The 25,046-nt window shown below is 72.0% G+C and carries 20 protein-coding genes; 14 read left to right on the top strand and 6 right to left on the bottom strand.

The genetic code is table 11. The features are described 5' to 3' along the window. Nucleotides 1-307: 307 nt before the first annotated feature. The 3 genes from J2S22_RS07500 to J2S22_RS07490 form a co-directional block, all read right to left on the bottom strand. Nucleotides 308-1,186, bottom strand: coding sequence for an SDR family oxidoreductase (locus tag J2S22_RS07500; RefSeq protein ID WP_307155810.1), 879 nt, complete (start codon nucleotides 1,184-1,186; stop codon nucleotides 308-310). A gap of 183 nt (nucleotides 1,187-1,369) precedes the next feature. Continuing rightward, the gene (locus J2S22_RS07495; RefSeq protein ID WP_272779603.1) at nucleotides 1,370-4,024 is read right to left on the bottom strand and encodes an MGH1-like glycoside hydrolase domain-containing protein; all 2,655 of its coding nucleotides are present in this window, start codon (nucleotides 4,022-4,024) and stop codon (nucleotides 1,370-1,372) included. Next, a complete protein-coding gene (locus J2S22_RS07490; protein WP_272779602.1) occupies nucleotides 4,021-4,470 on the bottom strand; it encodes a hypothetical protein in 450 nt (149 codons plus the stop codon). Before J2S22_RS07490 ends, J2S22_RS07495 begins: the two co-directional genes overlap by 4 nt. 791 nt (nucleotides 4,471-5,261) lie before the next feature. Here J2S22_RS07490 and J2S22_RS07485 point away from each other — a divergent pair. The 4 genes from J2S22_RS07485 to J2S22_RS07470 are packed head-to-tail and all read left to right on the top strand — an operon-like array spanning nucleotide 5,262 to nucleotide 9,077. After that, nucleotides 5,262-6,149: an FAD binding domain-containing protein gene (locus J2S22_RS07485; RefSeq protein ID WP_272779601.1), complete on the top strand. Its 888-nt coding sequence runs from the start codon at nucleotides 5,262-5,264 to the stop codon at nucleotides 6,147-6,149. After that, nucleotides 6,146-6,646 carry a (2Fe-2S)-binding protein gene (locus tag J2S22_RS07480; protein WP_272779600.1) on the top strand — a complete coding sequence of 167 codons (501 nt, stop codon included), beginning with the start codon at nucleotides 6,146-6,148 and terminating at the stop codon, nucleotides 6,644-6,646. Before J2S22_RS07485 ends, J2S22_RS07480 begins: the two co-directional genes overlap by 4 nt. Nucleotides 6,647-6,651: 5 nt before the next feature. Next, nucleotides 6,652-8,067: a xanthine dehydrogenase family protein molybdopterin-binding subunit gene (locus tag J2S22_RS07475; RefSeq protein ID WP_307155809.1), complete on the top strand. Its 1,416-nt coding sequence runs from the start codon at nucleotides 6,652-6,654 to the stop codon at nucleotides 8,065-8,067. Continuing rightward, nucleotides 8,064-9,077, top strand: coding sequence for a xanthine dehydrogenase family protein molybdopterin-binding subunit (locus J2S22_RS07470; protein ID WP_307155808.1), 1,014 nt, complete (start codon nucleotides 8,064-8,066; stop codon nucleotides 9,075-9,077). Before J2S22_RS07475 ends, J2S22_RS07470 begins: the two co-directional genes overlap by 4 nt. 323 nt (nucleotides 9,078-9,400) lie before the next feature. Here J2S22_RS07470 and J2S22_RS07465 read toward each other — a convergent pair whose 3' ends face one another. Continuing rightward, a complete protein-coding gene (locus tag J2S22_RS07465; protein WP_272779599.1) occupies nucleotides 9,401-12,151 on the bottom strand; it encodes a response regulator in 2,751 nt (916 codons plus the stop codon). Between the two features lie 236 nt (nucleotides 12,152-12,387). On the opposite strand from J2S22_RS07465, the gene J2S22_RS07460 reads away from it, so the two are divergent. The 6 genes from J2S22_RS07460 (at nucleotide 12,388) to J2S22_RS07435 (ending at nucleotide 18,169) form a co-directional block, all read left to right on the top strand. Beyond that, nucleotides 12,388-12,897 (top strand): OsmC family protein, encoded by a 510-nt coding sequence (locus J2S22_RS07460; RefSeq protein ID WP_272779598.1) that lies wholly within the window; start codon nucleotides 12,388-12,390, stop codon nucleotides 12,895-12,897. 183 nt (nucleotides 12,898-13,080) lie between these two features. Continuing rightward, a complete protein-coding gene (locus J2S22_RS07455; RefSeq protein ID WP_272779597.1) occupies nucleotides 13,081-13,893 on the top strand; it encodes a hypothetical protein in 813 nt (270 codons plus the stop codon). 168 nt (nucleotides 13,894-14,061) lie between these two features. Beyond that, on the top strand, nucleotides 14,062-15,033 hold the full coding sequence (locus tag J2S22_RS07450; RefSeq protein WP_272779596.1) for a LysR substrate-binding domain-containing protein: 972 nt from the start codon (nucleotides 14,062-14,064) through the stop codon (nucleotides 15,031-15,033). 117 nt (nucleotides 15,034-15,150) lie between these two features. Then, nucleotides 15,151-16,149 carry a Bug family tripartite tricarboxylate transporter substrate binding protein gene (locus J2S22_RS07445; protein ID WP_272779595.1) on the top strand — a complete coding sequence of 333 codons (999 nt, stop codon included), beginning with the start codon at nucleotides 15,151-15,153 and terminating at the stop codon, nucleotides 16,147-16,149. A gap of 290 nt (nucleotides 16,150-16,439) precedes the next feature. Continuing rightward, a complete protein-coding gene (locus J2S22_RS07440) occupies nucleotides 16,440-17,846 on the top strand; it encodes an acyclic terpene utilization AtuA family protein (protein ID WP_272779594.1) in 1,407 nt (468 codons plus the stop codon). Further along, nucleotides 17,843-18,169 carry a DUF4387 domain-containing protein gene (locus J2S22_RS07435; RefSeq protein ID WP_272779593.1) on the top strand — a complete coding sequence of 109 codons (327 nt, stop codon included), beginning with the start codon at nucleotides 17,843-17,845 and terminating at the stop codon, nucleotides 18,167-18,169. The genes J2S22_RS07440 and J2S22_RS07435 overlap by 4 nt, the downstream gene beginning before the upstream one ends. 111 nt (nucleotides 18,170-18,280) lie before the next feature. Here the strand turns inward: J2S22_RS07435 and hutU are convergent, their stop codons facing one another. Continuing rightward, nucleotides 18,281-19,945: a urocanate hydratase gene (gene hutU, locus J2S22_RS07430; protein ID WP_272779592.1), complete on the bottom strand. Its 1,665-nt coding sequence runs from the start codon at nucleotides 19,943-19,945 to the stop codon at nucleotides 18,281-18,283. A 160-nt stretch (nucleotides 19,946-20,105) separates the two neighbouring features. Beyond that, nucleotides 20,106-21,308, bottom strand: a complete 1,203-nt coding sequence (gene hutI / locus J2S22_RS07425; protein ID WP_272779591.1) for an imidazolonepropionase — start codon at nucleotides 21,306-21,308, stop codon at nucleotides 20,106-20,108. 150 nt (nucleotides 21,309-21,458) lie between these two features. Between hutI and J2S22_RS07420 the strand changes: the two genes are divergently transcribed. From J2S22_RS07420 to J2S22_RS07405, 4 genes are all read left to right on the top strand, one after another. Beyond that, the gene (locus J2S22_RS07420) at nucleotides 21,459-22,835 is read left to right on the top strand and encodes a formimidoylglutamate deiminase (RefSeq protein ID WP_272779590.1); all 1,377 of its coding nucleotides are present in this window, start codon (nucleotides 21,459-21,461) and stop codon (nucleotides 22,833-22,835) included. A gap of 82 nt (nucleotides 22,836-22,917) precedes the next feature. Beyond that, a complete protein-coding gene (locus tag J2S22_RS07415; RefSeq protein ID WP_272779589.1) occupies nucleotides 22,918-23,178 on the top strand; it encodes a type II toxin-antitoxin system HicA family toxin in 261 nt (86 codons plus the stop codon). Beyond that, complete coding sequence (locus J2S22_RS07410; RefSeq protein ID WP_272779588.1) at nucleotides 23,175-23,507, top strand: type II toxin-antitoxin system HicB family antitoxin; 333 nt, start codon at nucleotides 23,175-23,177, stop codon at nucleotides 23,505-23,507. The genes J2S22_RS07415 and J2S22_RS07410 overlap by 4 nt, the downstream gene beginning before the upstream one ends. A gap of 240 nt (nucleotides 23,508-23,747) precedes the next feature. Further along, nucleotides 23,748-24,950: a CaiB/BaiF CoA transferase family protein gene (locus J2S22_RS07405; protein WP_272779587.1), complete on the top strand. Its 1,203-nt coding sequence runs from the start codon at nucleotides 23,748-23,750 to the stop codon at nucleotides 24,948-24,950. Nucleotides 24,951-25,046: the final 96 nt, after the last annotated feature.

Genomic DNA, 25,046 nt, shown 5'->3' with positions numbered 1-25,046 from the left:
GACGGCCACCCCAACAGCCGCATCGACGACCTGCTGCCCTGGGCCTACGCCCCGCCGCAAGCCCTCAAAGCCGTGGCCTGAAAACGACGCTTACAAGGATGCGGTCACCGGCGCTCGGGCCGTCGCCCTTCGAGGCTCGGGCTTCGCCCGAGCGCCTCAGGGTAACGGTGAGAGGACGGCGAGGGGCAGGACCGGAGACCGTCCGTACAAGTCGTCGTGGACCCGCATTGCGCTGGCGCTTCATGCGGGCTACCGCGCTGCGGCCGCGATCACCCGCGGCTGCCCGCGCGCGCCCGCCGCCCGCGTCCTATCCCCCCGTCGCAAATCCCGGGTAGCAGGTCATGCCGCCGTCGACGAACAGGGTGATGCCGTTGATGTAGTCGGCCATGTCGGAGGCCAGGAACACGGCGGCGTTGGCGATGTCCTGCGGCTCGCCGATGCGCCGGTAGGGGACGAGCGCCATCAGCTTCGCGTAGGCCTCGGGCGTCTCCCACGCCGCCGTGTTGATCGGCGTGCGGATGGCGCCGGGGCCGATGGCGTTGGCGCGGATGCGGTGCGGCGCGAGCTCCTGGGCGAGGCTCTTCATCATCATCTGGATGCCGCCCTTGGAGGAGGCGTAGTTGACGTGGCCGGCCCACGGGATCACCTCGTGCACCGAGCTCATGCAGACGATCTTGCCGGCCGCCACCGACACCTCGCGGCGCACGCCGCGGCGGATGAACTCCTTGGCGGCCTCGCGGGCGCACAGGAACTGGCCGGTGAGGTTGACGCCGATCACCTTGTTCCATTCGGCGAGCGTCATCGCGGTGAGCGGCGCGTCGCGCTGCAGGCCGGCGTTCGCCACCATGATGTCGATGGTGCCGAAGGCCTTCACGGCCTCGGCCACCATGGCGACCACCTGGTCCTCCTCCGACACGTCGGCCTTGACGGCGAGCGCCCGGCGCCCCGCCTGCTCGATCGCCGCGACGACGGGGTCGGCCGTGCCGGCGACGTAGTTCACCACCACGTCGGCGCCGGCCTGCGCCATGGCGATCGCCACCGCCTGGCCGATGCCGGAATTGGCGCCGGTGACCAGCGCGACCTGCCCGGTGAGCAGCTTCGGCATGCGGTCGAAGGCCGGCAGGTCGGTGTTGAACGGCGGGCGCGCCGCGGCGGTGTCGGACGGGGTGTCGCTCGGGGTCGTCATGCTGGGCTCCTGGTGTCGTGACGCGGTGTCGGTCGAAGGCAGCTCGGTCGGACGCGGTCGATGTCCCGGGCCCCGTCATTCCGGGGCGGCGCAATGCGCCGAACCCGGACTCCAGCCATGAACTCCGAGCTCGTCGCTGGATTCCGGGTTCGCACCTTCGGTGCGCCCCGGAATGACGGGTTGTCAGCGCCCGGGCCGGTGCAGCTCGTCGATCAGGTTGGCGACCAGCGCGGTCCAGCCGGTCTGGTGCGAGGCGCCGACGCCGCGGCCGCTGTCGCCGTCGAAATACTCGTGGAACACGAGGTGGTCGCGGAAGTGCGGGTCGTCCTGCAGCTTGGGATGATCGCCGAGCACCGGCCGCCGGCCGTCGGCGCCGCGCAGGAACAGGCCGACCAGGCGCCGGCGCAGCTCGTCGGCGACCGCGGCGAGGCTCAGCATGCGGCCCGATCCGGTCGGGCATTCGATGCTCAGGTCGTCGCCGTAGAACAGCCCGAACTTCTCCAGGCTCTCGACCATCAGATAGTTCACCGGCATCCACACGGGCCCGCGCCAGTTGGAGTTGCCGCCGAACAGGCCGGTGTCGGATTCGCCCGGCGCGTAGCGCACCTCGGCCCGGAAGCCGTCGCGCTCGAACACGTAGGGGCGGTCGCGGTAGACCCGCGAGATCGCCCGGATGCCGTGGTCGGAAAGGAACTCGGTCTCGTCCAGCATGCGGGCCAGCACGGCCTTCATGCGGAAGGCGCGGGCGACGGCGATCAGGCGCCGCCCGCCGGCGCCCGGCGTCTGCGGCCGCGAGACGAGGGCGGCGAGCTCCGGCCGGTGCGCCAGCGTCCATTCCATGCGGCGCACGAACACGGGCGCCTGCGCCAGCAGATCCTCGTCCAGCACCTCGACGGCGAACAGCGGGATCAGCCCGACCATCGAGCGCAGCCGCAGCGGCTCCTTCCCGCCGCCGTCGCGCACCAGCCAGTCGTAGTAGAAGCCGTCCTGGTCGTCCCACAGGCCGAGGCCCTCGCCGCCCAGATTGGTCATCGCGCCGCCGATCAGCAGGAAGTGCTCGAAGAACTTCGAGGCGATGTCCTGGTAGGCGGCGTCCTCGCGGGCGAGCTCCAGCGCGATCTTCAGCATGTGGAGGCAGAACATCGCCATCCACGAGGTGCCGTCCGACTGGGTCAGGGTGCCGCCGACCGGCAGCGGCTGCGAGCGGTCGAACACGCCGATGTTGTCGAGGCCGAGGAAGCCGCCCTGGAAGACGTTGCGGCCGCCCTCGTCCTTGCGGTTCACCCACCAGGTGAAGTTCAGGAGCAGCTTGACGAACACGGCCTCGAGAAAGCCGCGGTCGCCGATGCCGTGCCGCGCCGTCTCGGCGGCGAAGATGCGCAGCGCCGCCCAGGCGTGCACGGGCGGGTTCACGTCGGAAAAGTTCCACTCGTAGGCCGGCAGCTGCCCGTTCGGATGCATCATCCAGGGCTCGCACAGCAGCAGGAGCTGGTCCTTGGCGAAGCGCGCATCGACCAGCGCCATGGTGACGAGATGGAAGGCCCAGTCCCACGCCGCGAACCAGGGATACTCCCACTTGTCCGGCATGGCGATCACGCCCGCCGTGACCAGATGGCCCCAGTCGGCGTTGCGGCCGTGCCGCCGCCCCGCCGGCGGCGCCGGCTGCGCCGGATCGCCGGCCAGCCACTCGGTCACGTCGTAGGCGTAGAACTGCTTCGACCACAGGAGCCCGGCGAGCGCCTGGCGCTGCACGGCCCGCATGTCGGGATCGCCGACATCGGCCTGCAGGGCGGCCCAGAACGCCTCGGTCTCGGCGATGCGGGCGGCGAAGACCGCGTCGAAGTCGGCGAAGGCGTCGGGGCGCCGGTCGCCCCGGCAGAGCCGTGCCCGCACCACGACGCTGCCGCCGGGCGGCACGTCGATCACGTGCAGGGCCGCCGCCTTGGTGCCGGTGCGGGCCGGATTCACGGCGTCGCGCCGGCCGGCGACGACGCAGTCGCCGATGCCGTCCTTGAAGAAGCCGGGCGCGGGCGGCGTGCCGAACAGGCGCTGCGCGTTGGTCTCGTTGTCGCAGAACAGCAGATCCCGCGGCGCCTCGAGATGCAGCGTGAAGCGGCCGAGCGTCGCGTGCTCGGCCCGGATCGCGGCGCCGCCGTCGGCGGCGAGCTCCGGCTTCGCGGCGCCCGCCGTCCAGGACCAGGTGTTGCGGAACCAGATCTGCGGCAGCACGTGGAGGCGCGCCGGCGCGTCGCCGCGGTTGGTCGCGGTGATGCGCCACAGCGTGTCCTCGGGATCGGCCTTGGCGTACTCGATCGTCACGTCGAAATAGCGGTCGTGGTCGAACACCCCGGTGTCGATCAGCTCGAACTCGCGGTCGGCGCGGCCGCGGCGGCGGTTCTCCGCGACCAGCCGGGCATAGGGGAACGCCGCCTGCGGGTACTTGTAGAGCATCCGCGCATAGGCGTGGCTCGGCACCGCGTCGAGATGGTGCCAGATCTCCTTGACGTCCTCGCCGTGATTGCCCTCGGCATTGGTCAGGCCGAAGAAGCGCTCCTTGAGGATGGGGTCGGCGCCGTTCCACAGCGCGAGGCCGAGGCAGAGGTGCTGGCCGCCGTCGCACCAGCCGCCGATCGCGTCCTCGCCCCAGCGATAGGCGCGGCTGCGCGCCGCGTCGTGGGTGAGATACGCCCAGGCGTCGCCGGAGGCCGAGTAGTCCTCCCGCACCGTGCCCCACTGGCGATCGCTGACATAGGGGCCGAAGCGGCGCCACGGGGCGGCCCCGGCATTCGCCGCCGCGAGCCGGCGGCCCTCGGCCGTGGTCGCGACGGGATCGCTCACTTGGGGGCCGCGGGCACGGCCGCCCCGGCGGGCGGCTCGGCCTCGGTGGGGGCGCCCGGCTTCGACTCGGGCGGCTTGCTTTCAGGCGGCTTGGCGTCGGCCGGCTTGCCGTCGGGCGGGGCGGCGGCGCCGGGCCTGCTCCCGCTCGCCTTGGCGAGCGCCTCGACCTGCGCCTGCAGGGCCGCCACGGTCGCCTTGAGCACGGCGATCTCGGCCGCCGCGGCGGACAGGCGCTGGTTGGCCGTGGCGTTGTTGCGGGTGATGACGGCGTGCAGGTACTCGATGTTGGACTGCAGGCAGCCGGTGCGCCGCTCCATCTGGCTCTCGCGGCCGCACGCCTCGAGGCCGCGCACGTCCTGGGCCGGCGCCGGCGTGACGACGATCGTCGCCGCAGCCGACGCGGCGATGGCGACGGCCGGGACGACGAGACGTGCGATCCTGATCATGACGATCCTTCTTGCGAGCGCGGCCGAGCCGGAGCCGCCGACCGCCAGCCTAACCCGGGAATCTTAACGGGCCTTGTCCCGGCGGGCGAGGCGCCGCGGGATGCGACGTCCCGGGCCGGCCGGCTTCTGCCTCTCTCCCGTCGTGGGCCGGCCAGGGGAGGCTGGCTCGGACCAGTTCCGGTTCGATGGGCGCGGCGTCATTCCGGGGCGCACCGAAGGTGCGAACCTGGAATCCAGCGGCAGGCTCCGAGCTCTCGGCTGGAGTCCGGGTTCGGCGCTGCGCGCCGCCCCGGAATGACCATGCCTGCAGAGCCTTCGCCGGCGCCGGTCCGGTCGCGCCCCGACCGCGACCGGCTCGGCATGCAAAGTGACGCCGTGCCGGGGGAAACCTTCCGCGGTGCGGCAGGCCGGCGGCGGCTCATGTTGCAACGCAATGTAATTCTTGGCGAATTTCCTGCGTGCCAGGAACAAGTGGACGTCCCGTCCGTCACGAGTTGCAGCGTACACCGGAACGATTCTGAAAAGCCGTGTCTTTTCCGGCGGCTGCGGGCTGCCGGGGCGGGGCCGGGCCGGGGCAGGCCTGCGTCCCGCGACGATGTGGCCCGTGTTTGCCGGGGTTGTCGCCCGTTCGGGAAGCAGGCAGGTTTTCCCGATCGTTCAGCCGGTTTCGTCCCTGCCCGTCGTCGCGCCCCTCGCGCCCGTCAGACCGCGGCTCCGACCGGAGCCGCCCAGGCCGCGAATCACCCGCCCGACACGGCAGCCGGCCGGCCCACCGCCGAGGCTCGTGAAGCATGAAACCGTTCGGATACGTCGCGGCGAAGGATTCGGGGCACGCGGTCGCGCTGCTCGCCGAGTACGGCAAGGGCGCCAAGGTGCTCGCCGGCGGCACCGATCTCCTCGCCGACCTGAAGAACTCGCCGCATCCGCCGCCCGACGTGATGGTCGACATCTCGCGCGCCGCCGACCTCAAGGGCATCGCGCTGACCGACGCCGGCCTGCGCATCGGCGCCCTGACCACCCACACCGAGATCGTCGACTCGCCGCTGATCGCCGACACGCTGCCGGCGCTCGCCGAGGCGGCCGTGGTGATCGGCGCCGTGCAGACCCGCAATCTCGGCACCATCGGCGGCAACCTGATGACCTGCGTGCCGTCGATGGATTCGGGGCCGACCCTGCTCGCCCTCGACGCCCAGGTGACGATCCTCGGCCCCTCCGGCCGGCGCACCATCCCGCTGTCGGAGCTGTTCGTCGGGCCGCGCCGCACCAGCCTCGGCTTCGCCGAGCTGCTGGTCGAGATCGTCATCCCGAAGAAGAACGTCGGCAAGCCGAGCGCCTTCCAGAAGTTCGGGCTGCGCAAGGGCCAGGCGCTGGCGCTGGTCAACGCCGCGGCGGGCTTCTGGGGCGGCGACGGGGTGTTCGCCGAGCCGGCGATCGCGCTCGGCGCCGTCGCCCCGACCGTCATCCGCGCCCCCAAGGCCGAGGCCTGGCTGGCCGGCCGGCCGATCAGCGAGGAGGCGATGGCCGAGGCCGGCCGCATCGCCGCGACCGAGGCGAAGCCGATCACCGACTTCCGCGCCAGCGCCGAGTACCGGCTCGACCTGATCGCCGTGCTGGTCAAGCGCGCGCTCGCCGGCGCCCATGCCCGCGTCACGCCGAACCAGAAGGATCTCGCATCGTGAACGTGACCCTGACCGTCAACGGCGAGCTCCGCTCCGCCTCGGTGCCGCCCGAGACCACGCTGCTCGTGCTGCTGCGCGAGCACTTCATGCTCACCGGCGCCAAGACCGGCTGCGACATCGGCGACTGCGGCGCCTGTACCGTGATCGTCGACGGCAAGGCCGTGAACGCCTGCCTGATGCTCGCCGCCCAGGCCGACGGCCGCACCGTCGTCACCATCGAGGGGCTCGCCACCCGCGAGGGCCTGCATCCGCTGCAGCAGGTGTTCGAGGAGACCGGCGCCCTGCAGTGCGGCTTCTGCGGCCCCGGCGTGATCATGACCGCCAAGGCGCTGCTCGACGAGAACCCGAGCCCGTCGACCCAGGAGATCCGCACGGCGCTGGCCGGCAACCTGTGCCGCTGCACCGGCTACGTGAAGATGATCGACGGCGTCCACGAGGCCGCCAAGATGTTGCAGTCGACCGAGACCCCCGCGCTCGCAGCGCCGCAGCAGAGGTGAGACGCATGGCCGAAGATCTTTTGGAACGGGCTCCGGACGTCCTGGAGAAGCCGCGCGCCGCTCCCGTCGAGACGCTGCGGCGCGCCGACGAGGGCCTGCGGCTGCCCGCCGTCGCCCCGCCGACGACGCTGCCGCTGGAGCCGCCGCTGGTTCCGCAGGTGGGCGAGCAGACCCGCGCGGTCGGCCTGCGGGCGCAGCGGCCCGACAGCCGCTATCACGGCCTCGGCCTGACCCGCTACATCGACGACATCGCCCTGCCGGGCATGCTCTACGCCAAGATCAAGCGCGCCGGCATCTCGTCCGCCCGCATCAAGCGCATCGACGTCTCCAAAGCGGAGGCGATGCCGGGCGTCCAGGCGGTGCTGCTCGGCCGCGAGATCCCGCTCAACCTGTTCGGCACCTCGATCGTCGACCAGCCGCTGCTGGTCGACGAGATCGTCCGCCACGCCGGCGACGGCGTCGCCGCGGTGGCGGCCGTCACCGAGCAGATCGCCCAGGCGGCGATCGACGCCATCGAGGTGGAGTACGAGCCGCTGCCCGGCGTCTACGACCCGCTCGAGGCGCTGCAGCCGGATTCGCCCAAGGTGCACGGCGGCGACACCAACATCTACTTCAAGAAGCTGATCCGCCGCGGCGACGTCGAGAAGGGCTTCGCCCAGTCGTACCGGGTCTACGAGAACCGCTACACCACGCCCGGCATCGAGCACGCGCCGATGGAGCCGTTCACGTCGATCGCCGACTGGGACGCCAACGGCCGCCTCACCGTCTACGCCTCGATCGGGCGCATCACGCTCGCCCGCGTCGACCTGTCGAAGACGCTGCGCATCCCGATCAGCCGGGTGCGGGTGATCGGCACCATCGTGGGCGGCAATTTCGGCGGCAAGAACGAGATCCGGCACGAGCCGGTGCTGGCGCTGCTGTCGAAGAAGGCGGGGCGTCCGGTGAAGGGGCGCTTCACCCGGGTCGAGGAGTTCATCGCCTCGACGATCCGCCACCCGATGATCATGGACTACAAGACCGGGGTGACGAAGGAGGGCAAGATCCTCGCCCGCCAGATCCGCATGGTGCTCGACGGCGGCGCCTACTGCTCGTTCTCGGAGACGACGCTCGGCAAGGCCTCGATCCTGGCGCCCGGGCCCTACGCGATCGAGAACATCCACGTCGAGGGCTGCGTCGTCTACACCAACAAGACCACGTCCGGCTCGATGCGCGGCTTCGGCGCCCCGCAGGTGTGCTTCGCCTACGAGTCCCAGATGGACGAGATCGCCCGCGACCTCGGCATCGACCCGATCGAGCTGCGCATGAAGAACTTCTTCCGCGAGGGCTCGATGTCGGCCACGGGCCAGGTGCTGCACAGCGTCAAGGTGATCGAGTCGCTGCAGAACGCGGCGCGCAAGTTCGGATGGGAGGTGCGGTCATGAAGCACCGCGGACGCGGCATCGCGAGCATGTGGTACCCGGTCGGCTTCACCGGGTACTCGAACCCGAGCGGCGCGGTGGTCAAGCTCAACGAGGACGGCAGCGCCGTCGTCCTCACCGGCACGGTGGAGACCGGGCAGGGCTCGCTCGGCGCGCTGAGCCAGATCGCCGCCGAGGCGCTCGGCATCGCGCCGAACGACATCCACATCGTCTCGGGCGACACCGACACCTGCCCGATGGACACCGGCGCCATCGCCAGCCGCACCACCTACATCACCGGCAACGCGGTGCGGCTCGCCGCCGAGATGGCGCGCGACACGCTGTTCCAGGTCGCCTCCGGCATGCTCGGCGTCAAGCCCGACCAGCTCGAGGCGAAGGACCACAAGATCCAGGTGAAGAGCTTCCCGAGCCGCAGCGCGCCGATCGCCGACGTCTGCAACCGCGCCTACAACGGCGTCGGCACGCCGCCGATCGGCAGCGCCACCTGGGATCCGCCGATGGTGCCGATGGACGCCGAAGGGCAGGGCAAGCCGTTCGGCACCTATGTCTACGCCACCCAGATCGCCGAGGTCGACGTCGACGACGAGACCGGCGAGGTGGAGGTGCTGCGCATCACCGCGTCGCACGACTGCGGCACGGCGATCAACCCGATGCTGGTCGAGGGCCAGATCGACGGCGGCGTCTACATGGGGCTCGGCTTCGGGCTCTACGAGGAGATCCTGTTCGACAAGACCGGCAAGCAGGTCAACTGCAACCTGACCAACTACATCCTGCCGACCTCGCTCGACATGCCGGAGATCGACGAGGACATCGTCGAGAACTACGACTACACGGGCCCGTTCGGCGCCAAGGCGGTGGGCGAGCCGAGCCTGGTGCCGACCGCGGTCGCCGTCACCAACGCGATCTACGACGCCGTCGGCGTGCGCATCACGGCGCTGCCGGCGACCTCCGAGAAGGTCCTCAAGGCGATCAAGGCGAAGCGCGCCGCGGAGCAGAAGCAGATCCCGGCCTGAGCCCCTCCACCGCGGCCGCGGAAGACGGCCGCGCACGCCTCCTGACGGCGCCGAAAGGCGCCGTTTTTTCTCGGCTTCCTTCGTCATTCCGGAACGTGGACCTCGAGGTCCGGCCTGCGGCCGGCCCGAGCAGCGCCGCGCCTTCCGCGTCCCTCTCCCTTCGCGCAGCGAGGGCGGGTGAGGGGGCGTGCCACGATCTCCGAGCAAGAGGACGGCCCCCTCACCCGTCTCGCCGCTTCGCGGCGAGCCACTCTCTCCCGCGAGGGGAGAGGGACGGGCCGTGCCGGACGGAATCACCCGGGCGATGAATGTCGTTTGCGGCGCTACCGCGGCGGCGTCATCAGGGCGTCGACGGTGCCGGCGCGGGTGTTGGCCAGCACGGCGCGGATGCGGCGGTCGAGCTCGGCTTCCAGGAAGGGCTTCCGCAGGATGTGCTCGTGGCGGACGCCGGCCAGCACGGTCGAATCGGCGTAGCCGGTGATGAACAGGATCGGCAGGGCGGGGCGGCGCGCCCGCGCCTCGCGGGCGAGGTCGAGGCCGCTCATCCCCGGCATGGCGAAGTCGATCAGGGCGAGGTCGATGTCGTCGCGCGAGGCGAGGCGCTCCAGCGCGGCGCCGCCGCTGCCCGCCTCGACGACGCGGTGGCCGAGCGTCTCCAGCATCGCCGCAGTGACGTGGCGGACGTCGTCGTCGTCGTCGACCACCAGCACGCAGGCGGACAGCGCCCGGCCGGCCGGCGCCTCGGGCGCGCCGTCGGTCTCGGCCTCCTCGGCGAGCGGCGCGCGCGGGAAGAACACCCGCACCGTGGTGCCCCGGTCGGCCTCGGTCTCGATCGCCACGCCGCCGCCCGACTGCTTGGCGAAGCCGAGCACCTGGGACAGGCCGAGGCCGGAGCCCTTGCCGACCGTCTTGGTGGTGAAGAACGGCTCGAACGCCTTGGCCAGCACCTCCTCGGACATGCCGGTGCCGGTGTCGCTGACCGCCAGCTCGACATAGTCGCCCGGCACCGGGTGCTCGGGCCGGGTCTGGTCACCGCGCGTGACGTTGGCGGTGCGCACCGTCAGCCGGCCGCCGACCTGCATGGCGTCGCGGGCGTTGATGGCGAGGTTGAGCACCACGAGCTCGAGCTGGGTCGGGTCGACCAGCGCCGACCACGGCGCCGGCGCCAGCACGGTCTCGATCTCGATGCCGCCGCCCATGGTGGTGCCGAGCAGCTCGCGCATGCGCGTCACCGTCTCGTTGAGGTCGAGGGCGCGCGGCTCCAGCCGCTGGCGGCGCGAGAAGGCGAGCAGCTGGGCGATCAGCTTGGCGCCGCGCTCGGCGGCGATGCGGATGTGGGTGACGCGCCGCATCAGCTTGGGATCGTCGGCGTCGGCCCACAGCCGCTCCAGCCAGCTGGCGTTGCCGAGGATCACGGTGAGCAGGTTGTTGAAGTCGTGGGCGACGCCCGAGGTGAGCTGGCCGACCGCGTCGAGCCGCTGCATCTGGCGCAGCGTCGCCTCGACCTGCTCGCGCTCCTCGATCTGGGCGAGCAGCTGGCGGTTGGCGGCGGCCAGATCCTCGGTGCGCTCGGCGACCCGGGTCTCCAGCGTCTCGTTGAGGCGGATCAGCTCCTCGCGGCTCTTGCGCAGCGCCGCCTCGAAGCGGCGCGCGTCGCTGACGTCGACGCAGGAGCCGACGAAGCCCAGGAAGGTGCCGTCGGCGGCGTAGTGCGGCACGCCGGTGTCGTCGACCTGGCACCACTCGCCGTCGCGGCGGCGCAGCCGGAACTCGAAGCGGAACGGCTCGCGCTGCGCGAAGGCGGAGTCGCGGACGCTCTCGCAGCGGGTGCGGTCGTCGGGATGGACGGCGGCGAGCCAGCCGTCGCCGAGCGAGGCGTCCAGGCCGAGGCCCGTGAAGGCGAGCCACGGCCGGTTGAACCAGGTGCAGGCGCCGGCCGGATCCGACACCCAGATCATCACGGGCGCCGAATCGGCGAGGTCGCGGAAGCGCGCCTCCAGCCGCTGGAGCTCGTCGCTGCGGCGGCGCTCCTCCTCGCTCGCCCGGGCGTTCGACACCGCGCTGGCGAGGTGGCCGACGACGAGATCGAGGAAGCCGCGATAGTCGTCGTCGAAGGCGCGGCGCGGATTGATGCCGAGCACGATGGCGCCGCACACGGCGCCGGCGGCGCCGAGCCGCGGCACCGGCAGCACCAGGGCGCGCTTCACCGGCTCGGGCCACACGGTGCCGGGCAGCGAGCCGAAGCGGAACGGCAGATAGTCGATCAGCGCCGGCTCGCCGGTGCGGATCACCCGCGCGACGTGCCAGGGATCGTCGTCGTCGGGGCCGATGTCGGCGGCGTACTTGTCGGCCGGCACCCGGCACGCCCCGACCGCGCGGGCGACGCCGCGCTCGTCGTCGACCAGATAGAGGAGCGCCAGCGGGAGGTCGGGATTGTCGGCGCCGAGCACGGCGAGGGCGCGGCGTCCGGCCTCGGCCACGGTGCGCGCCTCGGCGGTCTGCGCCGCGAGCTCGCGCAGGATGCGCAGGCGGCGCTCGCCCAGCACCCGCTCGGTGGTCTCGGTGACCGCCGTGAAGACCCCGCCGACGCGCCCGTCGGCGTGCTTGATCGGGCTGTAGGAGTAGGTGAAGTAGGCCTCTTCCAGGTAGTTGTTGCGGTCGAGCGGCAGCAGCACGTCCTGCGACCAGGTCGCCTCGCCCTCCAGCACGCTCTCCAGCTGCGGCCCGATGATGCTCCAGGTCTCCGGCCAGATGCCGCGGCCGGACCGGCCGAGGCTCGCCGGATGCTTGGTCATGCCGAGGATCGGCCGGTAGGCGTCGTTGTAGAGCATCACCAGGTCGGGCCCCCACCAGATCACCATGGGGAAGCGGGAGGCGAGGCAGATGCTGACCGCCATCTTGAGCGCGTCGGGCCAGCGCTCGGGCGGTCCGAGCGGCGACTGCGTCCAGTCGTGGGCCCGCATGAGCGCGCCCATCTCGCCGCCGCCGGCGAGGAATTGGAAGGTCCTGGAAATGATGTCGGCTCGTCCGGGTTCGGGGGCGGAAGGATCGGCGTTCGCGCGATGCGCTGTCATCACTCGGGACTCGGACACGGCAGCGGAACGGGCTGAGACCAGCGGCGACGCAACGGCGCGTCGCCACGGCGCGAAAACACGCGAAGAGGTTTCGGACAAGGTGGCGGATTGCCGGGGTCCAGTCAAACCGAACGTATTCACAAAGGCTTAGGAGTGGCCTCCGGGGCGCTTGCGCGCGCCGCGGCGGGCGCTAACGTGCGGGTCCGGCGAAAACCCCCGAACCGAGAGACGCCCCGATGGATGCGACCGCGCTGCGCGCCCTGCAGGCCCCGATCAAGGAGCGCTACAAGGCCGATCCGACGACCGCGATGGTCACCCTGAAGGCGAGGGGCACGCTCGCCGACCAGGCGATCGCCTGCAAGGTGGAGACCGGGCGGGCGCTGGCGGTCGCCGGCCTGCATCCGGCGACCGGCGGCAGCGGGCTCGAGCTGTGCTCGGGCGACATGCTGCTGGAGGCGCTGGTCGCCTGCGCCGGCGTGACCTTGAAGGCGGTGGCGACCGCGCTGGCGATCCCGCTGGCGGGCGGCACGGTCGCGGCGGAGGGCGACCTCGACTTCCGCGGGACGCTCGGCGTCGCCAAGGACGCGCCGGTCGGCTTCGCCGCGATCCGCCTGACCTTCACGGTCGACACCGACGCGCCGCAGGAGCAGCTCGACCAGCTCCTGACGTTGACCGAGCGCTACTGCGTCGTCTACCAGACCATCCGGAACGGCCCGCCGGTCACGGTGCGGCTCGACCGCGCCTGAGGGGGCGCTGCGACGCCGCTCGTATCAGAGTCGGGTGATCGATCCCATTCGGTGGTCATTCCGGGACGCCGCGCCGCGACGAGCCCGGAATCCAGACCCTGATTCCGAGGTCGCCGCTGGATTCCGGGTTCGCGGGGTTCGCCCGCGCCCCGGAATGACTGGCTGAAGGATCCCGGTTTCGACATGTCTCCCGATCTCGCGTTGCTGCTGCCGCTCGCCAGCAAGATGGCGATCACGGCCCTGATCGTCGTCGCCGCGACGCTGGCGGCCGAGCGGGCCGGGGCGGTGATCGGCGCCATGATCGCGACGCTGCCGACCTCGACCGGGCCGGCCTATGTGTTCCTGGCGCTCGACCACGGGCCGGGCTTCATCGCCGACGCGGCGCTGGCGAGCTTCACGGCCAACATCGCCAACGGCGCCTTCGCGCTCGCCTATGTGGTGCTGGCGCAGCGCTGCGGAACCGCGCCGAGCTCGCTCGGGGCGCTCGCCTGCTGGTTCGTCGCCGCGCTCGGCGTGCAGGCGGTGGCGTGGACGACGGTGCCGGCGGCGGCCGCCGTGTTCGGCGTGCTGATCGCCTGCGTGACGCTGGCGGCGCGCTTCCGCCACGCCCGCATCCTGCCGGCGCGGCGGCGCTGGTACGACATCCCGGCCCGCGCCCTGATGGTGGCGAGCCTGGTCGGCTTCGTGGTGACGGGCAGCTCCTGGCTCGGCACCGCCTTCACGGGCCTGCTCTCCGCCTTCCCGGTGGTGCTGCTGAGCTTCGTGATGATCCTGCAGCCGCGGCTCGGCGGGCCGCCGACCGCCGCCATCATCGCCAACGCGCTGCTCGGCCTGATCGGCTTCTCGTCCGCCTGCCTCACCATCCATCTCGCGGTGCCGCTGGTCGGCGTGTGGCCCGGCCTCGCGACGGCGCTCGCCGTCGCGATCGGGTTCAACCTCACCGTCCTGCTGGTGCGCCGGCCGCGGCCGCCGAAGCCGCGTCCGCCGGCCGGCTGAGCCGGCGCCTGCGCGCCTTTCGCCGAGCTCGCCCCACCCTCCGCTCAGTCCCGCGCAAGCGGGACTCCAGGGGCCGCAGGTCGTGAGGCTCCTGGGTCCTCCCTTCGCGGCGACGAGCGGAGATCGGGGGCGATGCATCGCCGTCGCGATATGCTCTAGGATCGGCCGGTGTCATCCGACCAGCCCGCCGCCATGGACATCCGTCAGCTGAAGGCCTTCGTCGCCATCGTGGATCTCGGCAGCCTGACCCGGGCGGCCGCGCATCTGCACGTGGCGCAGCCGGCGCTGAGCCAGCGCATGACCCGGCTGGAGGCGGAGCTGAAGACCGCGCTGCTGCTGCGCAGCCCGCAGGGTGTGCGGCCGACCGAGGCCGGCAAGGCGCTCTACCGCCACGCCCGCACGGTGCTGCGCCAGCTCGAGGAGGCGGCCGCCGAGGTGCGCGGCGGCGCCGGCGCCGGCGTCACCGGCACGGTCGCGGTCGGCCTGCCCACCACGGTCGCCGCCATGCTGGCGGCGCCGCTGCTGCGCCTGGTGCGCGCCCGCCATCCCGGCCTGCGGCTGCAGATCTTCGAATCGATGAGCGGCTATCTGGCCGAGCTGCTCGCCAACGGCCGGCTCGACCTGGTGATGCTCTATCGCGACGTCGAGACGCCCAATGTCGCGGTCGAGCCGCTGCTGCAGGAGGACCTGTTCGTCATGGGCCCGCTGCCCGCGGCGGCCGGCGACGACGCGGCGGCGACCTGCCCGGTGGCGGCGCTCGCCGGCGTGCCGCTGGTGCTGCCGAGCGGCAGCCAGGGCCTGCGGCTGCTGGTCGAGCGCGCCTTCGCCCAGGCCGGCGTCGAGGCGCCGACCGTGGTCGCCGACATCGACTCGCTGCCGCTGCTGCTCGGCGCCGCGCTCGACGGCCTCGCCTGCACGGTGCTGCCGTTCTCGGCGCTCGCCGCGCTGCCGCCGGGCGCGACGCTGGCGCACCGCCGGCTGGTGGCGCCGGAGGTGGCGCGCCCCGTCAGCCTGTGCCGGCTCGCCTCGGCGGCCCGCACGCCGGCCGTCGAGGCCGTGCACGACCTGCTGCTGGCGCTCGCCCGCGCGCGCGTCGACGCCGGCGCCTGGCGCGGCGTCCGGCTGGCCGGGACGGCATAAGCGGGGCTTATGGCCCGCAGAGCGAGACGGTATTTCCCGTCCTGCGCGCCGCCCGCCTACCCTCGGTTTCATCCGGCGGCGGAGATCGCCGGCCCGCAACCGAGGGAGGACCTTTTCATGACCGATTCGTTCCCGCTCTCCCGCCGCGCGCTCCTCGCCGCGGCCGCGCTTCTGTCGGCCGGCCTCGCGGCGGCGCCGGCCGCGGCCCAGGACGTCTATCCGAGCCGCCCCGTCATCGTCGTCGTGCCGCAGGCGGCGGGCGGCACCAACGACATCGTCGCCCGCGTGCTCGCCGACAAGATGGGCGAGAGTCTCGGCCAGGCCCGCTTCGTGGTGGAGAACCGGGTCGGCGCCGGCGGCAACATCGGCACCGCCTCGGCGGCCCGCGCGGCGCCGGACGGCTACACGCTCATCGTCAACATCTCGTCGACCCAGGCGATCAATCCGGCGCTGTTCTCCAAGCTCGGCTTCGACCCGGTGAAGGACTTCGAGCCGATCACCATGCTGGCGACGGTGCCGAACGTGCTGGTCGCGCATCCCTCGCTCAAGGCCGACACGGTCGCCGAGCTGATCGGGCTCGCCCGGCAGAACGCCGCGCAGCCGCTGCAATACGCCTCCGCCGGCAACGGCACGCTCAACCACCTGCTCGGCGAGATGCTGAAGAGCCGCGCCGGCATTCCGCTCACCCATGTGCCGTATCGTGGCGTCGCCCCGGCCATCAACGACATGATCGCCGGCCACGTGATGCTCGGCTTCGCCAGCATGCCGTCGGTGATGTCGCAGCTGCAGGGCAAGTCGCTCAAGGCGCTGGCGATGAGCTCGGCGCAGCGCACCCCGGCGGCGCCCGACATTCCGGCGATCGCCGAGACGATCCCGGGCTTCGCGGCCGACCTGTGGGTGGCGCTGTTCGCGCCGCGCGGCCTGCCGGTGGCGATCCGCGACAGGCTGCACGACGCCGCCGTGAAGGCGATGAACGACCCCGGCGTCCAGGAGAAGCTGAAGGCGCAGGGCGCCACCATCGTCACCTCGACGCCCGAGGAGCTGGCGAAGCGCCTCGACACCGATCTCGCCACCTGGGCCGAGGTCGTGAAGGCCGCCGGCGCCAAGGTGGAGTGAGGTGGGATTCACGATGGCACACCACGATGGATGAAACGACAGCGTCGTGCGTGGGGCTACCCCCCTCCCTGTCCCTCCCCCACAAGGGGGGAGGGAACGCTGGAGCCGCTTCCCTGTGCCGATCGGCGAACCTTATCGTCTGCTTCGATGATCAGGCCACTTGCCGCAGCCTGCTCCCTCCCCCCTTGTGGGGGAGGGTCGGGGAGGGGGGTGAGCCCCGGACTCGGAGCCCGCGATCGAGCCTCCGAAATGGCTGAGCGACTCCGATCGCACGGAAGAGACAAGCACAGATGACCCCTCCCCCCGACGAGCTGAGAATCCTGTCGCCGACCGCGATCCTCGGCTACGGCTTTCCCGAATCCTCCTTCGCGGCGGGGCTCGCGCGTGATCCGCACGTGATCGCGGTGGACGCCGGCTCGTCCGATCCGGGGCCGTATTATCTCGGCGCCGGGGTGCCGTTCACGGACCGGGCCGCGGTGAAGCGGGATCTGCGGCTGATGCTCGCCGCCGGGCGGGCGCGAGACATCCCGGTGATCGTCGGCACGGCGGGCGGCTGCGGGGCGCGGCCGCATCTCGACTGGACGCTCGCCATCGTGCGCGAGATCGCGGCCGAGGAGGGCCTGTCGTTCCGGCTCGCCGTGATCCCGGCCGACATCGATCCCGAGACGCTGCTCGCCGCGCAGCGCGACGGCCGCCTGGTGCCGCTGCCGCCCGGACCGGAGGCGAGCGCCGACGACGTGCGGGCGGCGACCCATCTGGTCGCCCAGATGGGACCCGAGCCGCTGATCGAGGCGCTCGCGCGCGGCGCCGACGTGATCGTCGCCGGCCGCGCCTACGACCCGGCCGTGTTCGCGGCGCTGCCGCTGATGCGGGGCTTCGACGCCGGCCTCGCCGTGCATCTGGGAAAAATCCTCGAATGCGCCGCCATCGCCGCGGTGCCCGGCTCGGGCGGCGACTGCATGCTGGGCACGCTGCGACGTGATCACTTCCTGGTCGAGCCGATGGCGCCGGAGCGGCGCTGCACCGTCGTCTCGGTCGCGGCCCACACGCTCTACGAGAAGAGCGACCCGTATCGCCTGCCCGGACCGGGCGGCGTGCTCGACCTGACCGCGACGACCTTCGTGCAGGAGGACGCGCGCACCGTGCGGGTCGCCGGCAGCCGCATGATGCGCGGGCCCTACACGCTGAAGATCGAGGGCGCGGCGCTCGCCGGCTTCCGCACCGTGTCGATCGCCGGCGTGCGCGATCCCTCCTTCATCGCCCAGATCGATTCGATCCTCGATGCGGTGCGCGCGCGCGTCGCGGAGAATTTCTCGCGCACGCTGTCGCCGGACGACTACCGGCTGCTGTTCCGGCTCTATGGCCGCGACGGCGTGATGGGGGCGAGCGAGCCGCTGCGCGCGACCGCGACCCCGCACGAGATCGGCCTCGTCGTCGAGGCGGTGGCGGCGACCCAGGAGATCGCCGACACGATCGTCAGCTTCGCCCGCTCGAGCCTGCTGCACTGGGGCTATCCGGGCCGCGTCTCGACCGCCGGCAACCTCGCCTTCCCGTACTCGCCGTCCGACCTGCAGGCCGGCGAGGTGTTTCGCTTCGCCGTCTATCACCTGCTGACCGGCATCGACGATCCCGGCGCGCTCTTCCCGGTGCGCTTCGAGGAGATCGGCGCGCCGGCCGTGGCGGAGGTCGTCCGATGAGCCCGGTGCGCCTCGTCGACATCGCCGGCGTGATCCGCTCGAAGAACGCCGGCCCGTTCGAGCTGACGCTCGACGTCATGTTCCGCGACGCGGCGTGGTATCAGCGCGTGCGCCAGAGCGGCGCCCTCGACGCTGCCCGCATCGCCGCGCTCTACGGCGTCGCCGAGACCGACGTGATCTCGATCGTCGCCTTCGACCCGGCGCACGCGATCAAGATCACGCTGAAGCGCCCGCTCGCCTCCGGCGCGGTCGGCGACAGCGACGTCTACGGCGCCCAGCAGCACGCGCCGCTGCTCGGGCTGACCTTCGAGGGGCTGGAGTAGGGGGCGGCTGCTGGTTCGCTCGCGCGTGATGGCGCACGGCTCGTTCCCTCTCCCGCGAGGGGAGAGGGAAGAAGGCGAGCCTTCCAGGATCCGCTGGGTGCAGCCGGGCGCCTACCCCAGGCTCGGCAGGATCAGGCCTTTCTCGCGGGCGCAGTCGATGGCGAGGTCGTAGCCGGCGTCGGCGTGGCGGATGACGCCGGTGGCGGGGTCGTTCCACAGCACGCGGGCGAGTCTTCGCGCGGCCTCGGGCGTGCCGTCGGCGACGATCACCATGCCGGCGTGCTGCGAGTAGCCGATGCCGACGCCGCCGCCGTGGTGCAGCGACACCCAGGTGGCGCCGCTGGCGCAGTTGACCAGCGCGTTGAGGAGCGGCCAGTCCGACACCGCGTCGGAGCCGTCCAGCATCGCCTCGGTCTCGCGGTTCGGGCTCGCCACGCTGCCCGAGTCGAGGTGATCACGTCCGATCACGATCGGCGCGCTGATCTCGCCCTTCGCGACCAGCTCGTTGAAGGCGAGGCCGACGCGGTGGCGGTCGCCGAGCCCGAGCCAGCAGATGCGCGCCGGCAGCCCCTGGAACTTGATGCGCTTCTGCGCCATGTCGATCCAGTTGTGGAGATGGCGGTCGTCCGGCAGCAGCTCCTTGACGGCCTCGTCGGCGCGAAGAATGTCGGCCGGGTCGCCGGACAGCGCGGCCCAGCGGAACGGGCCGATGCCGCGGCAGAACATCGGGCGGATATAGGCCGGGACGAAGCCCGGGAACGCGAAGGCCTCGGCGAGGCCCTCGTCCTGCGCCATCTGGCGGATGTTGTTGCCGTAGTCGACGGTCGGTACGCCGGCGCGGTGGAAGTCGAGCATCGCCCTGACGTGATCGACCATCGAGCGCTTGGCCGCGGCCGCGACGGCCCTGGGGTCTGTCTCGCGCTTCGCCTCCCACTCGGCGAGCGTCCAGCCCTTCGGCAGATAGCCGTTGACCGGGTCGTGCGCCGAGGTCTGGTCGGTCACGGCGTCGGGCCGCACGCCGCGGCGGAACAGCTCCGGAAAGATCTCGGCGGCGTTGCCGAGCACGCCGACCGAGAGCGGCGTCTTCGCGGCGCAGGCGCGCTCGATGATGGCCAGCGCCTCGTCGAGCGTGTCGGCCTTGACGTCCAGATAGCCGGTGCGCAGCCGCATCTCGATGCGGCTCGGCTGGCATTCGACGACCAGGCAGGAGGCGCCCGCCATCACGGCGGCGAGCGGCTGGGCGCCGCCCATGCCGCCGAGCCCGGCGGTGAGGATCCAGCGGCCGGCGAGGTCGCCGCCGTAGTGCCGGCGCCCCATCTCGGCGAAGGTCTCGTAGGTGCCCTGCACGATGCCCTGCGAGCCGATATAGATCCACGAGCCGGCCGTCATCTGGCCGTACATCATCAGGCCCTGGCGATCGAGCGCGTTGAAGTGGTCCCAGGTCGCCCAGTGCGGCACCAGGTTGGAGTTGGCGATCAGCACCCGCGGCGCGTCGGCGTGCGTGGTCAGCACCGCGACCGGCTTGCCGGACTGCACCAGCAGGGTCTGATCGGCCTCGAGGGATTTCAGCGCCGCGACGATGCGGTCGAAGCTCTCCCAGGTGCGCGCCGCCCGGCCGATGCCGCCGTAGACGACGAGCTCGCCCGGCTTCTCGGCGACGTCGGGATCGAGATTGTTCATCAGCATCCGCAGCGGCGCCTCGGTGAGCCAGCTCTTGGCCGAGAGCGCGTTGCCGTGCGGGGCGCGGATGGTGCGGGCGTTGTCGATGCGGGTCATCTGTTGGTCCTTGTGCTGGACCCGTCATCCTGAGGTGCCCGGCGAAACCGGGCCTCGAAGGATGGACGGCCGAGGCGTCGCGGGCCGTCGCCCTTCGAGGGCCGCTGCGCGGCCACCTCAGGGTGACGGAGAGAGGAGTGTCGTTCCGAACACCATGATGTCATTGCCCGCGCCACACACGGCCATGCAGCGGCGCGGCGCCGATGCGGTAGACGAGCTCGGCCGGGGTGTCGACGTCGAAGATCGCGAGGTCGCAGGACTTGCCCGTCTCCAGCGTGCCGATCTCCGACGCGAGGCCGAGCGCGTGGGCGGCCTCGCGGGTGACGCCGGCGATGGCCTCGTCGACGGTGAGGCGGAACAGCGTCGCGCCCATGTTCATGATCAGCAGCAGCGACGTGACCGGCGAGGTGCCGGGATTGCAGTCGGTGGCGAGCGCCATGCGGGTGCCGTGCTTCCGGAACGCCTCGACCGGCGGCTTGTGGGTCTCGCGCAGCACGTAGTAGGCGCCGGGCAGCAGCACCGCCACGGTGCCGGCCTGCGCCATCGCGGCGGCGCCCTCCTCGTCGGTGTATTCGAGATGGTCGGCCGAGAGCGCGCCGTGCGCGGCGGCGAGCCGCGCACCGTGCAGGTTGGAGAGCTGGTCGGCGTGCAGCTTCACCGGCAGCCCGGCCGCCTTGGCGGCGGCGAACACGCGCGCGGTCTGCTCGGGCGAGAAGGCGATGCCTTCACAGAAGGCGTCCACCGCGTCGGCGAGCTTCTCCTGCGCCAGCGTCGGGATCAGGGCGCAGACTCTTTCGACATAGGCGTCCTTGTCCGGCTCGCCGGGCGGCGTCGCGTGGGCGCCGAGATAGGTCGTGACGACCCGCACGTCCGCCTCGCGGCCGAGGCGGCGGGCGGCGCGCAGCATGCGGGTCTCGGTCGCGTCGTCGAGCCCGTAGCCGGACTTGATCTCCACCGTGGTGACGCCTTCGGCGATCAGCCGGTCGAGCCGCGCCCGGGCGCTCGCCACCAGCGCGTCCTCGCTCGCCGCCCGCGTCGCCGTCACGGTCGAGGCGATGCCGCCGCCGGCGCGCGAAATCTCCTCGTAGGTGGCGCCGGCGAGCCGCATCTCGAACTCTCTGGCGCGCGAGCCGCCGTAGACCAGATGGGTGTGACAGTCGATCAGGCCGGGCGTGACGAGGCGGCCGTCGAGCCGGATCGTCTCGGCCGCGTCGGCATCGGCCGGGAGGTCAGCCTCGGGGCCGACGAAGGCGATGCGGCCGTCCGTCGCCCCGATGGCGCCGCGCGCGATCAGCCCGAGCCCGGGCTTTCGGGGATCGAGCGTCGCGATCTGCGCGTCGCGCCACAGCCGGTCGAACCGCATGGAAGGCCTCGTCGTCCCGCAGGCATGCCGCGCCCGCGCTCCGTCCCATACAGAATCGCCGCGCCCTCCGCTATGGTCCGGCGCGCGGGCTCGGCACGGCGCCTGTGCCCCTCGCCCCGCCAGCGGGGAGAGGTCGAGACGGAGGAGACGATGACCCAGACCTTCCTGCTCGCGCAGGCGCTGCTGCCGGAGGGGTTCGCGCAGAACGTGCGCGTCACGGTGCGGGACGGCGTGTTCGCCGCGGTCGAGCCGGATTCACTGGCGGACGGGGGCGAGCGGATCGCCGGGCTCGCGCTGCCCGGCGTGCCGAACCTGCACTGCCACGCCTTCCAGCGCGGCATGGCGGGGCTCGCCGAGCGGCGCGGCCCCGCCTCCGACAGCTTCTGGACGTGGCGCGAGGTGATGTACCGCTTCCTCGCCCGGCTGACGCCGGACGATGCCGAGGCGATCGCCGCCTTCGCCTACATGCAGATGCTGGAGCGCGGCTTCACCGCGGTCGCCGAGTTCCATTATCTCCACCACGACATCGACGGCGCGCCCTATGCCGATCTCGGCGAGATGGCGGTCCGCATCGCCGCCGCCGCGGCGGCGACCGGCATCGGCCTGACGCTGCTGCCCTCGCTCTACGGCTATGGCGGCCTCGGCGGGCAGCCGGCGGTCGCCGGCCAGCGCCGCTTCCTCAACGACCCGGACCGCTTCGCCCGCCTGGTCGCGCGCAGCCGCGAGGCCGTCCGCGCCGTGCCGGGGGGCCGCGTCGGCATCGCGCCGCATTCGCTGCGCGCCGTCACGCCCGACACGCTGCGCGCCGCGCTGCAGATCGCCCCCGACGGCCCGGTGCACATCCACGCCGCCGAGCAGGTGAAGGAGGTCGACGACTGCGTCGCGTGGTCGGGCCGCCGGCCGGTCGCGTGGCTCATCGACGAGATGCCGGTCGACGCGCGCTGGGTGCTGATCCACACCACCCACATGACGCCGGACGAGACCGTGCGGCTGGCGCGGTCCGGCGCCGTGGCGGGCCTCTGCCCGCTCACCGAGGCGTCGCTCGGCGACGGCATCTTCGACGGGGCCCGCTATCTCGAAAGCGGCGGCGGCTTCGGCGTCGGCACCGACTCCAACATCGACATCGATCCGGCCGGCGAGCTGCGCCAGCTCGAATACTCGCAGCGCCTCGCGCTGCGGGCCCGCAACGTGATGGCGACCGCCGAGGGCGAGTCGACCGGCCGTCGCCTGCTGGCGGAGGCCCTGCGGGGCGGGGCCCAGGCGCTGGCCCAGCCGATGGGCGCCATCGCGGTCGGCAACCGCGCCGACCTCGTGGTGCTCGATACCACGCACCCGGACCTCGCCGGCGCGAGCGGCGACCGGGCGATCGACCGGCTGATCGATCTCTGGCTGTTCGTCGCCGGCCGCGAGGCTGTGGCGACCGTGATGGCCGGCGGTGCCGTCGTGGTGCAGGACGGCCGCCACCACGCCCGCGAGACGATCACGGCCCGGTACGTCGCGACGCTGGCGCGCATCCTGGCGGACTGAGCCCGGAAGGTTGCGCCCGGCAGCTGCGCGTCGCACGCTGGAGGTCGTGCCGCGTTGAATTGATATCAAAAAGTGATACTATATGGATCTGAGCCGGAAGCACCGCGCCACGCTCGAGGCGATCTTCGCCTCGCCGGTCCGGTCCGGGATCGCCTGGACCGACATCGAGGCGCTGTTCAGTGCCTGCGGGGCGGAGATCGGCGAGGGCAGCGGCTCGCGGGTGCGGGTCGCGCTCGGCGGTGTCCGCGCGGTCTTCCACCGCCCGCATCCGCAGAAGGAGACCGATAAGGCTGCGGTGAAATCGGTGCGCCGCTTTCTCACCGAGGCCGGGATCGAGCCATGACGACCATGAGCTACAAGGGATACGAGGCCGTCGTCGAGTACGACGAGGACGCCGAGGTCTTCCACGGCGAGGTGGCGAATCTGCGCGACGTGATCACGTTCCAGGGCCGGTCGGTGGCGGAGCTGAAGGCAGCGTTCGCCGAGTCGATCGAGGACTATCTCGCCTTCTGCAAGGCGCGTGGCGAGGAGCCCGAGAAGCCGTATTCCGGGCAGTTCGTGGTGCGGGCCGATCCGTCCCTGCACAAGGCCGTCTCGGGCGCCGCGCGCCGGGCCGGCGTCAGCCTGAACAAGTGGGTCACGGCGACCCTGGAGAAGGCGGTGCGCGACTGATCCGGGATGCGGCCTGCGCCCGCTCCGGGCGCGGCGGGGCGGCGCGGCAACCGGGGCGCGGGCTCGTTCCGCATTCGTCCGGATGGCGGATCCGCCGCGGCGTCACTCGTCGCGCAGACCGCAATCGTGTACACAGGACCGTAGTCTTCGGGGCGGCGGCTCTCGCCCGTCCCTACGCCAGACGCACGGCTCGCTCGCCAAGACCCGGCCCGGCGCCGCGCGCTTCCCATGGGGCAAACCGTGAGCCCGCTTCTCGACAAAATTCGTGTGCTCGACCTCACCAACGTGCTGGCGGGGCCGTTCTGCTGCTACCAGATGGCGCTGCTCGGCGCCGACGTGATCAAGGTGGAGGTCCCGGGCACGGGCGACCTCGCGCGCCAGCTCGGCGCCGACCGCGACCTCAACAAGGCGCTGATGGGCGTCTCGTTCCTGGCCCAGAACGCGGGCAAGCGCTCGGTCACGGTCAACCTGAAGGACCCGGCCGGCAAGGCGGTGTTCCGCCGGCTGGTCGAGAGCGCCGACGTGCTGGTGGAGAACTTCCGCCCCGGCGTGATGGACCGGCTCGGGCTGGGTTGGTCGACCTTGAAGGAGATCAAGCCGAGCCTCGTCTATTGCGCCATCTCGGGCTTCGGCCAGACCGGGCCGCTGCACGGCAACCCGGCCTACGACCAGATCGTCCAGGGCCTGGCCGGCGTGATGAGCGTGACGGGCGACGAGACCACGGCGCCGCTGCGGGTCGGCTACCCGGTGGCCGACACCATGGGCGGCATCACGGCGGCCTTCGCCATCGCGGCCGCGCTGGTGCGGCGCGGACGGACCGGCGAGGGCGAGTTCATCGACGTGTCGATGCTGGAATCGACCCTGGTCGCCATGGGCTGGCAGGTGTCGAACTATCTGGTCGCCCACGTGCAGCCGCGGCCGATCGGCAACGAGAACATGACGGCGAGCCCGTCCGGCACCTTCACGACCGGCTCCGGCCCGCTCAACATCGCGGCCAACAAGCAGGAGCAGTTCGTCGCGCTGTGCCAGGTGATCGGCCGACCCGAGCTCGCCACCGACCCGCTCTATGTCGATCGCGAGGACCGCAAGAAGCGCCGCTTCGAGCTCAAGGCCGAGATCGAGAAGGCGCTGGCCCGCAAGACCGCCAAGGAGTGGTCGCTGCTGCTCAACGCCAAGGGCATCCCGGCCGGCGAGGTGCTGTCGATTCCGCAGGTGCTGGAGCATCCGCACATCAGGGAGCGCAAGCTGGTCACGCGCTTCCCCGGCGCGCCCGGGGTCGACCGCGAGGTGCCGGTCGTGCGCTCCGGCTTCAAGCTGGAGAGCGGCGATCCCACCCCGCACACGCCGCCGCCGGCGCTCGGCGCCGACACCGACGCGATCTTGCAGGAGCTCGGCTTCGCGCCGGAGGAGATTTCGCGGCTGCGCGAGGGCGGCGCGATCTGACGCCGCGCGTCGGCACTTCCTCCGTCACCCTGAGGTGCTCGGCCGCAGGCCGAGCCTCGAAGGGCGACGGCCCCGGAGTCAGCGGCCGCTCATCCT

It is taken from the genome of Rhodoplanes tepidamans (genome assembly GCF_030813915.1).
Lineage (GTDB): Bacteria > Pseudomonadota > Alphaproteobacteria > Rhizobiales > Xanthobacteraceae > Rhodoplanes > Rhodoplanes tepidamans.
This window is presented reverse-complemented; position numbering and strand designations above follow the sequence as displayed.

What these genes read in the sequence shown, in the direction of transcription:
- J2S22_RS07500 (WP_307155810.1), bottom strand. Translation starts at nt 1,186, where the DNA reads ATGACGACCCCGAGCGACACCCCGTCCGACACCGCCGCGGCGCGCCCG.
- J2S22_RS07490 (WP_272779602.1), bottom strand. Translation starts at nt 4,470, where the DNA reads ATGATCAGGATCGCACGTCTCGTCGTCCCGGCCGTCGCCATCGCCGCG.
- J2S22_RS07485 (WP_272779601.1), top strand. Translation starts at nt 5,262, where the DNA reads ATGAAACCGTTCGGATACGTCGCGGCGAAGGATTCGGGGCACGCGGTC.
- J2S22_RS07475 (WP_307155809.1), top strand. Translation starts at nt 6,652, where the DNA reads ATGGCCGAAGATCTTTTGGAACGGGCTCCGGACGTCCTGGAGAAGCCG.
- J2S22_RS07470 (WP_307155808.1), top strand. Translation starts at nt 8,064, where the DNA reads ATGAAGCACCGCGGACGCGGCATCGCGAGCATGTGGTACCCGGTCGGC.
- J2S22_RS07465 (WP_272779599.1), bottom strand. Translation starts at nt 12,151, where the DNA reads ATGACAGCGCATCGCGCGAACGCCGATCCTTCCGCCCCCGAACCCGGA.
- J2S22_RS07460 (WP_272779598.1), top strand. Translation starts at nt 12,388, where the DNA reads ATGGATGCGACCGCGCTGCGCGCCCTGCAGGCCCCGATCAAGGAGCGC.
- J2S22_RS07455 (WP_272779597.1), top strand. Translation starts at nt 13,081, where the DNA reads ATGTCTCCCGATCTCGCGTTGCTGCTGCCGCTCGCCAGCAAGATGGCG.
- J2S22_RS07445 (WP_272779595.1), top strand. Translation starts at nt 15,151, where the DNA reads ATGACCGATTCGTTCCCGCTCTCCCGCCGCGCGCTCCTCGCCGCGGCC.
- J2S22_RS07440 (WP_272779594.1), top strand. Translation starts at nt 16,440, where the DNA reads ATGACCCCTCCCCCCGACGAGCTGAGAATCCTGTCGCCGACCGCGATC.
- J2S22_RS07435 (WP_272779593.1), top strand. Translation starts at nt 17,843, where the DNA reads ATGAGCCCGGTGCGCCTCGTCGACATCGCCGGCGTGATCCGCTCGAAG.
- hutU (WP_272779592.1), bottom strand. Translation starts at nt 19,945, where the DNA reads ATGACCCGCATCGACAACGCCCGCACCATCCGCGCCCCGCACGGCAAC.
- hutI (WP_272779591.1), bottom strand. Translation starts at nt 21,308, where the DNA reads ATGCGGTTCGACCGGCTGTGGCGCGACGCGCAGATCGCGACGCTCGAT.
- J2S22_RS07420 (WP_272779590.1), top strand. Translation starts at nt 21,459, where the DNA reads ATGACCCAGACCTTCCTGCTCGCGCAGGCGCTGCTGCCGGAGGGGTTC.
- J2S22_RS07415 (WP_272779589.1), top strand. Translation starts at nt 22,918, where the DNA reads ATGGATCTGAGCCGGAAGCACCGCGCCACGCTCGAGGCGATCTTCGCC.
- J2S22_RS07410 (WP_272779588.1), top strand. Translation starts at nt 23,175, where the DNA reads ATGACGACCATGAGCTACAAGGGATACGAGGCCGTCGTCGAGTACGAC.